At 50.8% G+C, this 12,726-nt stretch carries 10 protein-coding genes; 6 read left to right on the top strand and 4 right to left on the bottom strand.

Annotated features, from left to right (window positions below):
* Positions 1-59: 59 nt before the first annotated feature.
* Positions 60-515, top strand: coding sequence for a DUF3429 domain-containing protein (locus tag C5610_RS07675; RefSeq protein WP_105306671.1), 456 nt, complete (start codon positions 60-62; stop codon positions 513-515).
* A gap of 74 nt (positions 516-589) precedes the next feature.
* Here the strand turns inward: C5610_RS07675 and C5610_RS07670 are convergent, their stop codons facing one another.
* Positions 590-3,370: a M16 family metallopeptidase gene (locus C5610_RS07670; RefSeq protein WP_105306670.1), complete on the bottom strand. Its 2,781-nt coding sequence runs from the start codon at positions 3,368-3,370 to the stop codon at positions 590-592.
* Positions 3,371-3,563: 193 nt separating this feature from the next.
* Here C5610_RS07670 and udk point away from each other — a divergent pair, with 193 nt between their 5' ends.
* Positions 3,564-4,196: a uridine kinase gene (udk, locus tag C5610_RS07665; RefSeq protein WP_105306669.1), complete on the top strand. Its 633-nt coding sequence runs from the start codon at positions 3,564-3,566 to the stop codon at positions 4,194-4,196.
* 11 nt (positions 4,197-4,207) lie between these two features.
* Positions 4,208-5,416 carry a NupC/NupG family nucleoside CNT transporter gene (locus C5610_RS07660; protein ID WP_105306668.1) on the top strand — a complete coding sequence of 403 codons (1,209 nt, stop codon included), beginning with the start codon at positions 4,208-4,210 and terminating at the stop codon, positions 5,414-5,416.
* 222 nt (positions 5,417-5,638) lie between these two features.
* Here the strand turns inward: C5610_RS07660 and tesB are convergent, their stop codons facing one another.
* Positions 5,639-6,499, bottom strand: a complete 861-nt coding sequence (tesB, locus tag C5610_RS07655; RefSeq protein WP_105306667.1) for an acyl-CoA thioesterase II — start codon at positions 6,497-6,499, stop codon at positions 5,639-5,641.
* Positions 6,500-6,776: 277 nt separating this feature from the next.
* Between tesB and acnA the strand changes: the two genes are divergently transcribed.
* On the top strand, positions 6,777-9,449 hold the full coding sequence (acnA, locus tag C5610_RS07650) for an aconitate hydratase AcnA (protein ID WP_105306666.1): 2,673 nt from the start codon (positions 6,777-6,779) through the stop codon (positions 9,447-9,449).
* Positions 9,450-9,530: 81 nt separating this feature from the next.
* On the opposite strand, the gene C5610_RS07645 is transcribed toward acnA, so the two are convergent.
* Both C5610_RS07645 and C5610_RS07640 read right to left on the bottom strand, forming a co-directional pair.
* The gene (locus tag C5610_RS07645) at positions 9,531-10,238 is read right to left on the bottom strand and encodes an SDR family NAD(P)-dependent oxidoreductase (protein WP_105306665.1); all 708 of its coding nucleotides are present in this window, start codon (positions 10,236-10,238) and stop codon (positions 9,531-9,533) included.
* A complete protein-coding gene (locus C5610_RS07640) occupies positions 10,235-10,606 on the bottom strand; it encodes a 2-amino-4-hydroxy-6-hydroxymethyldihydropteridine diphosphokinase (protein WP_105306664.1) in 372 nt (123 codons plus the stop codon). The genes C5610_RS07645 and C5610_RS07640 overlap by 4 nt, the downstream gene beginning before the upstream one ends.
* A gap of 228 nt (positions 10,607-10,834) precedes the next feature.
* Between C5610_RS07640 and C5610_RS07635 the strand changes: the two genes are divergently transcribed.
* Complete coding sequence (locus C5610_RS07635) at positions 10,835-11,314, top strand: hypothetical protein (RefSeq protein WP_105306663.1); 480 nt, start codon at positions 10,835-10,837, stop codon at positions 11,312-11,314.
* On the top strand, positions 11,307-12,725 hold the full coding sequence (locus C5610_RS07630; protein ID WP_105306662.1) for a sodium:solute symporter family protein: 1,419 nt from the start codon (positions 11,307-11,309) through the stop codon (positions 12,723-12,725). Before C5610_RS07635 ends, C5610_RS07630 begins: the two co-directional genes overlap by 8 nt.
* The last annotated feature ends 1 nt before the right edge of the window (position 12,726 follow it).

The following is a 12,726-nucleotide window of genomic DNA, read 5'->3' as shown; positions in this document are numbered from 1 at the left end:
TTAAGTAATGGATATTTCGTTATAAATTACGTAATAAATTTAAAAATGGACGTTTGCTAATGAATTCGACAAAAACAAAATTGATGCAAATTCTCGGGTATGGCGGGTTGATCCCATTTTTGCTGGCCGCACTGGCCGAATTGATGGCACTGGAATTGCCGGTACCGGTTGAACCAATGACGCTGTTACTGACTTATGGCGCCATCATTTTGAGCTTCCTTGCCGGGACCTTGTGGGGACGAGCCATGCACCGGGCTGACAGTGAACCAACGAACCTGTTATTGATCCTCAGTAATGCGTTTGCGTTATTGGCATGGCTAACATTGCTGTTGAACAGCGTGTTTTGGTCGTTGTTGCTGCAAATGCTGGGTTTCGCACTGTTGCTGGCATTTGAACGGGGGCTGGCAAGAGGAACGCTGATGACAAGTCAATCCAGTTATTACCCGATGCGACTGATTCTAACCACCGGTGTTATTGTCTGTCAGTTGCTGGTGTTGGGAAATCACTTATTTTAAGTGATCAGTAACGTTGCCATAAAAAAACCGCGCAGGAACAACCCGCGCGGTTTGGCTTCAGGGGATGATAAGGTTTATTCTACATCGTCAAGAATGGTCACTTCGCCTAAGTTAAGCGCGCGCACTTTCTCTTCGATTTGTTCAAGGTCACCCACGATAACCCAAGTCATCGCATCAGGACGCAGAACCTCATCAGCCGTTGCTTTAACGCTGTTCAAATCAATATTTGAAACGCGCTGTGCGTAGGCTTCCAGGTATTCCATGTCCTTACCTTTGTTCAGCGTATCGGTTAATGCCCCGATCAGCTGGCCTTTGGTTTCGTAAGCACCTGGTAACTTGGCGGTTTTGTTTGCCTGTACCTTCGCCAGTTCGTCAGCAGTTGCCGGCTTTTCACCTTCGTACTGCGTGAACTCTTTGACGATTTCTTGAATCGATTCCTGAGTCTTATCGGTTTGTACCGGCGCCAGAGCAATCAACAGACCTGGACCAAGGTTGTCCAGCCACATGGAGCGGGCTCCGTACGACCAACCTTTGTCTTCCCGCAGGTTCATGTTCAGACGACTGGTAAAGCTACCACCAAGGATGGTGTTCATCACATCAATGGTATCGGCATTGTCGACGGTACCTGATGGAGCCAGTTGGCCGGCAATGATCAATGACTGCGGCGTTCCCGGTTTGTCGATCAGGAACACTCGAGCTTGTTGCTGTTCGGCCGGGCGCTCGAGCACTTTGCTTGGCTTCGGTTCCGCCGGCGCAGACCAATTGGCCAGTTGCTGTTCCAGTAACGGCTTGATTTGTGCTTCGGTGGTATCACCGACAATCACTAATCGCGCATTATCCGGGCGCATCCAGGTATTGGCATGTTCGACCAGGTCGTCGCGGGTTAGCGCGTTGATGGAATCGATGGTGCCGGAACCGGTTAATGGCTGGCTGTAGGCATGGTCGTCACCAAACATTAAACCTGGCATAACACGCAATGCCTGCGTTTGTGGGCGAGCCTGTTCTTTGCGGATGTTTTCGATCCAGTTAGAACGTTTACGATCGATTTCTTCTTGAGGGAAGGTCGGGCGTAAAAGAATTTCGCTCATCAACCCAAGACTTTCGCCCAGGTTAACTGTCAGGCTGTCCATGCGAATGGTAGACGTGTCCAAAGACGCGTATGCGCTGAGGCTGGTACCAAGGTTTTCCAGCTTGGCCGACAGTTCCATCGGACCATAGTTTTCGGTGCCTTCCTTCAACATTGACATGGCGAAGCTGGCGGTACCGGCTTTGCCTCCCGCATCGGCGGCATAACCGGCGTCAAATACCAGACTCATTTCTACAGTCGGGGTATCGTGACGCTCGGCAAGGTACACTTCCAAACCGTTAGAAAGTTCAAAGGTGTTCAGTTCCGGTAAGTCCAGTTTTGGTAACTCACCGACATCCGGTAGCTCATCACGGCTGGCCTGTGCTTCACCTGCCTGATAGTCCGGCTGCGGCTCAACGTGCAGGATAAAGTCGCCGTCAGTTAACCAGCGTTTGCCGGCGGCCTGAAGATCAGCTGCGGTTGCCGATTTGATCCACTCCATTTCCTGCTGATAAAAACCTGGGTTGTCGTGATAGACCGCGCCCGACGCCAGAATGTCAGATTTACCGCCGAATCCACCGACTTTTTCAGCCTGACGGACAAAAGCTGCGGTGGTGCTGAACTTAGTACGTTGCAACTCTTCCTGAGTTGGTCCTTCGGTAAGCAGACGCGTCAACTCTTCATCAATGATTTGTTCGATTTGGTCAAGGTCAACACCGGCTTTGGCGTCAGCGGTAATGAAGAACTGACCGGCAAGGTCGCGACCAAACTGGAAGCCACCGACGGAGCTAGCCAATTGCTCTTCGTACACCAGGCGTTGATACAGACGTGAATTTTTACCGTTCGCCAGAATGTCCGATAACAGACCCAGGAATTCATGGTCCTGTGTACCCAGTTGTGCGGTGTTCCAAATCCGATAGATACGGGCAGCAGGCACATCATCCTGCATGGTAGCGCGTTTAGTACCTTCGCGTTTGGCAACCCAGGCTTCGAGTTTTTGCAAGGGTTTACCCGGTGCGATATCGCCAAAGTACTTTTCAACTTTCTCTTTTGCGGTTGCCACATCGATGTCACCGGCCAGCACTAAGACGGCGTTGGACGCGCCATAGTAGTCTTTAAACCACTGGTGTACATCGTCAAGAGAGGCGTTATTCAGATCTTCCATCGAACCGATGACCGACCATGAGTAAGGGTGGCCTTCAGGGAAGGTCTGCTCAGCGAGGTATCCCCAGACGCGGCCATAAGGCTGCGCTTCACCCTGGCGTTTTTCGTTTTGTACCACGCCACGCTGTTCGTCGAGTTTTTCCTGTGTTACCGCACCCAACAAATGACCCATGCGGTCAGATTCCATCCACAATGCCATATCCAGTGCCGGCGTCGGCACATTCTGGAAGTAGTTGGTACGGTCATTGTTGGTGGTGCCGTTCATTTCGGTGGCGCCGGCACGCTCAAACGGTCCGAAGTATTCGTCATCGTAGTTTTCGGTACCATTAAACATCAAGTGCTCAAATAAATGAGCAAAACCTGTCTTACCGGGCTTTTCGTCTTTCGAGCCTACGGCATACCAAACGTTAACGGCCACAATCGGCGCTTTACGGTCTTCATGAACAACGACAGTTAAGCCGTTATCCAGAGTAAATGTCTCGTAATCAACCTTAACTTCGGGAAATTGTTGCTGAGTTGTAAGCTGCTCAGACTGACTGCCGGCATTGGCCGTTTGAGTCATCTGACAACCGCCGAGTAATGCGGTTGTAACCGCTACAGCGGTAAGAGTTTTTATCATTTTCATTGCGGTAAAATTCCTTAATACTTTTAATAAGCCCAGACACTATAACGCTATGACTTGTCTAACTGTAGAGTGATGAGTTACAAAATTGTAACCAAATTAGACAAAACCAAAATGGCGACTGGACTTTTAATTGTCGGAGTAATCAAGGATAATTGCGCGCGGTCTGAATATGCTAAAGGGATATCACGAGCTTGTGAGTAATACGACAGTTATTGCAATTGCGGGAGCCTCCGCATCAGGAAAGAGTCTGTTTGCCTCGACGGTTTATCAGGAATTGGTTGCGGAGCTAGGCAGCGATGGTATTGCTATCCTGGCAGAAGATGCCTACTACCGGGATCAAAGCCACATGACCATGGAACAACGCGTGCTGACCAATTATGATCAGCCGTCTGCGTTTGAACATGATTTGTTGCTTGAGCACATTCAGCAACTTCGTCAGGGCAAAGCTGTAGACATGCCTCAATACAGTCATACCACTCATACTCGGTTACAAGAAAGTATTCGCGTAGCTCCGGCAAAAGTGATTATGGTAGAAGGTATTTTGCTGCTTACCGACCCCGCCTTACGGCAGGAGTTTGACATTGCCGTGTTTATGGATACGCCATTGGATGTTTGTCTGCTGCGCCGGATCAAGCGCGATATTGAAGAACGTGGTAGAACCTTGCAATCGGTAACTGAGCAGTACGAGCAATATGTGCGGCCGGCGTTTTTCGACCATATTTTTCCGTCCAAGCAGTACGCAGACCTGGTGGTCACCCGGGGTGGTCAAAATGAAATCGCTATTGATATTATAAAAACAAAAATCCGCCAGTTGTTAGCGGAATAAGTTGGTCTTTTATGAACAGTTTTCTCGGCATTGCCGTTATTTTATTCGTTGCTTATCTGCTCTCAACGAACCGTAAAAACATCCGCTGGCGCACCGTTATCGGTGCGCTTTCGATCCAAATAACCCTCGCTGGTTTTGTTCTTTATGTACCGCTGGGCCGTGAAATGCTGTTCGGTTTCGCCCAAGGCGTATCGACGGTTATTGGCTACACGCAGGCCGGCATCAACTTTTTGTTTGGTTCGTTGGCGTCAGAAGACTTCGGCTTTGTGTTTGCGATCCAGGTTCTCAGTGTCATCGTCTTTTTCTCGTCGCTGATTTCAGTGCTTTATTATCTCGGCATCATGAAGTGGGTCATTCGTATTCTTGGTGGCGGACTGCAAAAATTGCTGGGTACCAGTCGCCCTGAATCGATGTCAGCGGCGGCGAATATTTTTGTCGGTCAGACCGAGGCGCCGATGATGGTCAGACCCTTTATCGGTACCATGACCCGCAGTGAGTTGTTTGCGGTGATGGTCGGTGGCATGAGCTCAGTGTCCGGCTCAGTGCTGGCCGGCTATGCTGGTGTGGGTGTCGAGTTGAAATACCTGATTGCAGCAAGCTTTATGGCGGCTCCTGCAGGTTTCCTGATGGCAAAAATGATGATTCCGGAGTGCGAAAAACCGCGCAACGATCTGGAAGAAGTTGAGGTTGAAGACACCTCCGCTAATGTGATTGATGCCGCTGCGTCCGGCGCATCAAGCGGCCTGCAACTGGCCATGAACGTCGGTGCTATGCTGTTGGCGTTCGTCGCGCTCATCGCATTGGTCAATGGGCTGTTCGGCTGGGTCGGCGGTTGGTTTGGCTACCCGGAACTGACCATGCAGGAAATTTTTGGCTACGTCTTCCGTCCGGTCGCTTATGTGCTGGGGGTTAACTGGGATGAAGCGCAACTGGCCGGTAGTTTCATTGGTCAAAAGCTGGTGATTAACGAATTCGTCGCCTATCTCGACTTTGTTAATTACAAGGATCAGCTCAGTGAGCACTCACAAGTCATCATTACCTTTGTGCTGTGCGGCTTTGCCAATTTCTCATCAATCGCCATCCTGCTCGGGGGCTTAGGTGGTATGGCACCAAGCCGCCGCCACGACATCGCCCGATTAGGCATGCGAGCACTGCTAGCCGCAACCATGGCCAACATGATGAGCGCCGCCATCGCCGGCTTTTTCGTCTCACTCACCTAATAGCATCCGACCCAAGGTCACGGCGCAAAAATCAGCAAAGCGCACGTGACCCAAGGTCACGGCGCAAAAGTCAGTAAAGCGCACGTGACCCAAGGTCACGGCGCGCAAGGCACCAAAGGTGCCGCCAAGCAAATGGCCGAAGGCCATGCCAAGCAAAGCGCAAAGCGCTGCCAAGCAAGCTGCAACGCAGCGCCAAGCAGCCGACGCGTCAGCGTCGGCGCCTCAGCGTCGGCGCCTCATCACCCCTTCCTGAATGGTCGAAGCAACCAACGTCCCGTCGCGAGTGAAGATCTGACCACGTACCAGACCGCGATTACCACTGGCCGACGGACTATCGATGGCATAAAGCAACCAGTCATCCATGCGGAATTCACGATGAAACCACATCGCATGGTCAATGGTGGCAACTTGCATGTCCGGTTGTGCAAAGCTAACCCCATGGGGCTGCAACGCGGTCGGTAAAAAGTTAAAGTCCGACGCATAGGCCAGCAGGTATTTGTGCACCCGCAAATCTTCCGGCATCTGGCCATTAGCTTTTAACCAGACATAGCGTTTGGGTTCGTCTTTGGCCGGCTTAAAGGGGTTGTAGGCGGTCACAAAACGCATCTCAATCGGCTTTTCGCAAATGAACTTATTGCGAATAGGAGCCGGAATCAGATCCTGATGCTCCTTATAAATATCGATATCGGAAATCAAGCCCTCTGGCCCGGGAACATCAGGCATGCTGTCCTGATGTTCAAAGCCAACTTCATCTTCCTGGAACGAAGCGGTCATATGGAAGATTGGCTTGCCATGCTGAATGGCTTTTACCCGGCGGGTCGAAATGCTGTTGCCATCACGAATTACTTCAACGTCATAAACGATGGGCTTTTTAGCGTCACCGGGGCGTAAGAAATAACTGTGGAATGAGTGCGCACCCCGTTCGGCGGGTAAGGTTTCCTTCGCCGCAGACAGCGCCTGGCCGATGACCTGCCCCCCAAATACCGCGCCAAATCCCAGATCCTGACTGTTACCACGGTAAATGCCCTGCTCGATGGTTTCGAGCTGCAGTAAGTTTAATAAGTTATCCAATACCTGGCTCATTAGCCGTTTCCCTGTGTCGCTGTACAACGTGGCATTAGTGTACCGAATTGATCTGATTTCGTCTTTAGCGACTACTTTTATAAAGACAATTAATCGTAAAAATAATCGCTTATCAGTCAGGCGTTGGGCAGATACGCTGGCGTGTCTGTATCGTTTATGTTTGACTGTAAACACTAAAAGCTGTGGCTGAACCGCATTGCTTTGACTATATTAACGTTATAGTTTAATGGAATAGCTTTTCAGCACAATCAACGCTCAATGCGAATGGGAGAGTACTATGTCAGGCAAAAATAGTCTGGATACGTTAAGTACATTGGATGTTAAGGGCAAAAGTTACGACTATTACAGCTTGCCTAAAGCAGCCAAATCGTTAGGAAACATCGATAAGCTGCCGGCATCGATGAAAGTGTTGCTTGAAAACTTATTACGCAATGAAGATGGCGAAACGGTTACCGGTGATGATCTTAAAGCCATGGTGGACTGGCTTAAAGAGAAAAAAATTGATCGTGAGATTCAGTACCGTCCGGCACGCGTGCTGATGCAGGATTTCACCGGTGTGCCGGGTATTGTTGACTTAGCCGCCATGCGAGATGCGGTTAACAAAGCCGGCCATAACCCCGAAGTGATTAACCCGTTATCCCCCGTTGATCTGGTCATTGACCACTCGGTCATGGTGGATAAATACGCAACGCCGGAAGCGTTCAAGCAAAACGTGCGGATGGAAATGGACCGCAACAAAGAACGTTATGAGTTTCTGAAATGGGGGCAGGGTGCCTTCGAAAACTTCCGCGTTGTCCCGCCAGGTACAGGTATATGCCACCAGGTTAACCTCGAGTACTTAGGAAAGAGCGTGTGGACCAAAGAAGAAAACGGTCGCACGGTTGCTTACCCGGACACCTTGGTTGGTACCGACTCACACACCACCATGATCAACGCACTTGGCGTATTAGGCTGGGGCGTCGGTGGCATTGAGGCCGAAGCCGCCATGTTGGGGCAACCAGTATCGATGTTGATTCCGGAAGTGGTCGGCTTCCGTATGACCGGCAAATTACCGGAGGGCGTAACCGCAACCGACTTAGTGCTGACGGTGACGCAAATGTTACGTGAAAAAGGCGTGGTCGGTAAGTTTGTCGAATTCTATGGCCCGGGACTGGATAATTTACCGCTCGCAGACCGTGCCACCATTTCGAACATGGCGCCGGAGTACGGTGCAACCTGTGGTTTCTTCCCGGTGGATGAAGAAACCATCAATTATATGCGCCTGTCCGGCCGTGACGATGAAACGCTGGCATTGGTCGAAGCATACTGCAAAGAGCAGGGACTGTGGCGCAGTAATGATAATGAACCAGAATTCACCGATACACTGGAACTGGATCTCAGTACCGTTACCGCGTCGCTTGCAGGACCCAAACGTCCACAAGACCGTGTGAATATGGAACAGCTGGGTAGCAACTTCGACCTGATCCTGGAAACCAACGGTCAGGCCAATGAAGCGGACAAAGAGGTTCCGGTAAAAGGAAAAGATTACAGTCTGAAGCACGGTGACGTGGTGATTGCCGCGATCACATCCTGTACCAACACCTCCAACCCGAGTGTGTTGATGGCAGCGGGCTTACTGGCGAAAAAAGCGATTGAAAAGGGGTTGGATCGTAAACCTTGGGTTAAGTCGTCTTTTGCACCCGGTTCGAAAGTGGTTACTGACTACCTGAAGAAAGCCGGTTTTACCCCGTATATGGAAGATCTTGGCTTCCACCTGGTAGGTTACGGTTGCACGACCTGTATTGGTAACTCAGGCCCGCTGGATGAAGAAATCAGCGACGCCATTAATGAAGGTAACTTAACCGTATCTTCGGTGCTTTCAGGTAACCGTAACTTCGAAGGTCGTGTACATCCTGATGTGAAAGCCAACTGGCTGGCTTCACCACCGTTAGTGGTGGCTTATGCACTGGCAGGTACCACCCGTACCGATCTGAGTAAAGATCCATTAGGCAAGGACAAAGACGGTAACGACGTTTACCTGAAAGACATCTGGCCAACCACCAGTGAGATTGCCGAAGCGGTGAAAACCGTCGATAACGAAATGTTCCGTAAAGAATACGCCGAAGTCTTCAAAGGTGATGATGAGTGGCGCGCCATCAATGTTGCCGAAGGTAAAGTGTACGACTGGCAGGAAGATTCAACCTATGTGAAGAATCCGCCGTTCTTCGAAGGCATTGACCAGCCGCTGCAAGATCCGACGGATATTAAAGACGCTAACGTATTGGCGGTATTCGCTGATTCGATCACCACCGACCATATTTCGCCGGCTGGATCGATCAAGCCGGATTCACCGGCAGGAAAATACCTGCAAGAGCACGGCGTGGCGGTGAAAGACTTTAACTCTTACGGCTCTCGTCGTGGTAACCACGAAGTGATGATGCGTGGTACCTTTGCGAACATCCGCATCAAAAACCAAATGCTGGATAACGTCGAAGGTGGCTTTACCAAGTACATCCCGACCGGCGAGCAAATGGCGATATATGACGCGGCCATGAAGTACATGGAAAACGACACGCCATTAGTGGTGTTGGCCGGTAAAGAGTACGGTACCGGTTCCAGTCGTGACTGGGCCGCCAAGGGTACCCGTCTGTTGGGTGTGAAAGCGGTCATTGCTGAGAGCTATGAGCGTATTCACCGTTCTAACCTGGTTGGCATGGGCGTGTTGCCGTTGCAGTTCGAAGACGGTCAGGGCGTTGAGGCTCATGGTTTGACGGGTGAAGAGGCCATCTCCATTCTGGGTCTTGACGGCAACTTAAAACCCGGTCAAATGCTGGATGTTGTTGCGAAGCGCAAGAACGGTGAAGAAGTTAAGTTTAAAGTGAAGTGTCGCATCGACACCGGTAACGAAATGCAGTACTACAAAAACGGTGGTATTTTGCATTACGTACTGCGCCAGATGCTGAAAAACTAACTTCGCTCTGCAACAAAGAAGCACAAAAAAACCGGCAGTTATGCCGGTTTTTTTATGAGTCATCCGTATGCTAGCCCCGGATTAAATATTGAGCGCCCGGCCACCGTCGACTTTGATCGACTCACCGGTCAGGAATGGGTTATCACGGAAGAATTTGACGGTATCGATCATTGGTTGCAGACCGCCTTCGACCTTTAATGGGGTTTCAGCCAACACCTGTTGACGGTGTTGATTGTCATGCTCCGGCAAAAACAGGATTGGGCCGGGCTGTATGGCGTTGACGCGGATGTCCGGTGCCAGTGCTTTGGCAAAAGCCAGTGTCATGTTTGCCAGCGCGGCTTTGGCGCCACAGTAGGCGATATAATTGGTGGACGGGCGTTCGCTGTAGATGTCGGTGATGTTGATCACCAGACCGTCGTTGGCGTTCGCCAGCAAGGCCTGTAACCCCGTAATCAACTTGTAGGGCGCAATGGCATGAACTTGGTATACGGCGGCCAGAGCGTCATCAGAAGCATCGACGGTGTGGTTATCAAAAAAGCACGAAGCGTTGTTAACCAATAAATCTAACTGGCCGGTCTGCGCAATCACTTGATCGATCATATTATCGATCGCCCTGGCATCGCTAAAATCGGCCTGTAAACCAATAGCTCCCCGTTGTTCCAGTTTCTCAACGCCGCCTTTTGAAGAATTGTAATGAGCGAATACGGTATAGCCATTGTCGAGTAAATCGTTAGCGAGCTCATAGCCAAAGCGCCGACCGGCTCCGGTAATTAATGCCACTGGCTTCATTGCGTTTCTCCCTGTAAATCTGTCTGTAACGGCTGCAGATATTCCGGCACCTCGGGGTTTTCGTGGAGCGGTCCTAAAATATCGATATCAATCGGACGATCTTTAATGCTGCACAATGGGTCTGAACGGTCACGACCCAGTAGCTCTTCGATACGGTTGAATTCTTGCTTTAATGCTTCTGCTGAGAGCGCGGTGTCGAGAGTGAACAATGCGTTCAAAAACGGACGGTTGGTTTTCATGCCAACCGGTTGGGTATTGATGTCTCGCGAAAATTCGAGATTTTCTGACAGCTTGGCCAAATAGTGTTTGGCGCGGGAAAAATGAAGCTCAGGTTCGATATTTGAGCCGAGGCTGCAAAGATACTTCATAAGGATTAGGGTCCCTGGTTAATTGCACCGAGTGTGTCGCACACAGTCAAACGTCCTATCTATACGAGAGAGTGCGACAAACGGTTTGTTGTTGCAACATCGATTTGTCGGTGTTTTTTTATTGTTAACGAGTATCGGCTCGTTGTAGTGCCCGATGACTTAAGTTGAAATCCGTCGATGGTGCTGATAGCCTGAAATTTCACGTGTTGCAAGCGAGTAACAAAGCGAATGGTGAAATTACCCGGTATCGCTAAAAGTTTATTGCCTGTGTTAACGTTTTGTTGGGTGTTTTTGTCGGCACCGACAACTCTGGCGCAGTCACTGCAATTAGAGGGACCTTCGTCTACTGTGCGTGAGGGATACTTCACGGTGTCCGTCGTGGCGCAGGAGCAGCGCGAGGAACCGCTTACCAATCTGGTTATCGACGTGTCGACGCAAGCCGATTTTTCCCACGTTGAGCAAACCTTTCCGGCATTGGGCGATTTTCGCAAATTGTCGTTAACCGGCTTTAGCGATGGCGTTTATTATCTGCGCGCGCGCGCCGACAACCTTGCCGAACCAAGCAATGTGATAAAAGTTACCGTACAACACTACCCGCTGTGGCAGGCGTTGGGTCTGTTTTTTACCGGATTAATCATCTTCGCCTTGCTGGTGGTGATTCTGTTGAGATCGCATCGACGGGTAGAAAAGGAGGCCGGTAATGACTGAATTTGCCCTGGATACGTCGCTTGGCCTCACCATTGTCATTCTTTTTGGTGTCCTCTGGGTTGCCTTTGGCTACTGGCTCGGCCGCAAGAACAAAACCCACGAAGATTTTGCGCTGGCCGGCCGTAATGTCGGCTTTGCGTTCGCGGCGGCAACGGCGATGGCCACCTGGGTCACCAGCAACACGACGTTGGTTGCCCCTCAGCTTACCTATCAATTTGGTCTGTGGGGGATGATTGGTTATTCCTTCGCAGCACTCGGACTGTTGCTGTTTGCGCCGATGGCCAAACGCATCAAAACCTTATTGCCGAATGGGTATACCTCCGGTGACTTTGTGCGCCTGCGTTATGGTCAGGCGGCCTGGTGGGTGTTCATCATCATTTCCGTGGTTTATGCATTTGGCTGGCTCATCAGTCTGGGCATGGCCGGTGGTATTTTGCTGGAATCGCTCAGCGGTCTTGATTACCACATCGGCATGACAGCGATATTGATCATTTGCGTCGGTTACACGTTATTTGGCGGCCTGCGAGCGGTCATCGCGACCGACTTTATTCAGGCGCTGATCATCATCGTCGGTGTCAGTCTGATTGCCTGGTGGTTGGTCGATAATGTGGGCCTGCAAAGCATTCATAGCAATCTCTCGCAGGCGCATCCGCAGTTACTGGATGTGTTGTTTCCTGCTGCTGTGATGTTTTTGTTTAACAATATCTTTTTCGGTCTGGGGGAGATATTTCATTCAAACGTCTGGTGGTCAAGGGCGTTGTCGTTTAAGCAGGGAGTGGCCTACAAAGCCTACCTGACCGGCGGGCTGATGTGGTTACCCATTCCAATCGTTACCGGATTCATCGCGTTAGCAGCACCGCAGTTGGGGATATTCCCACCCAGTGCGGACATGATCGGACCAACCGTTGCGGCGGCGGTATTGGGTACCACCGGTGCCGTGATCGTATTTATCGTGATTTTCTCGGCGCTGGCATCGAGTCTGGATTCTTTGCTGGCAGCAACCTCAGATCTGGTCACCCAAGACTTATTCCATAAAAAATTAAAACCCAATGCCTCGGATAGAACGCTGATGCGCTTTAATCGGTATTGCATTCTGGCGCTGGGCATCGTGACCTGGCTGTTTTGTTTACCGCGTATTGCCACCCTCGGGGCGTTATTGAATTTCGCCGGTGCCTTTGTCGCCAGCACCATTTGGCCGATCGTGCTGGGCTTATATTTTCGCCGTTTAACCGGTGGCTATGCCGCACTGGCAATGGCGCTGGGTACGGCAGCCGGTCTCGCGGCCTATTTTTTGGTTGGCTTTTATGTCGCTGCGTTGACGTCCTGCGCGGTTTCCGGCCTGCTTTGTGGTGTCGGTGTGTGGCGCAGTCAGGAACAGTTTGACTGGCAGCGATTACAAGAGGAGCGTTAAT

The sequence above is a fragment of the Idiomarina sp. OT37-5b genome (assembly GCF_002968395.1).
GTDB classification, from domain to species: Bacteria; Pseudomonadota; Gammaproteobacteria; order Enterobacterales; family Alteromonadaceae; genus Idiomarina; species Idiomarina aquatica.
This window is presented reverse-complemented; position numbering and strand designations above follow the sequence as displayed.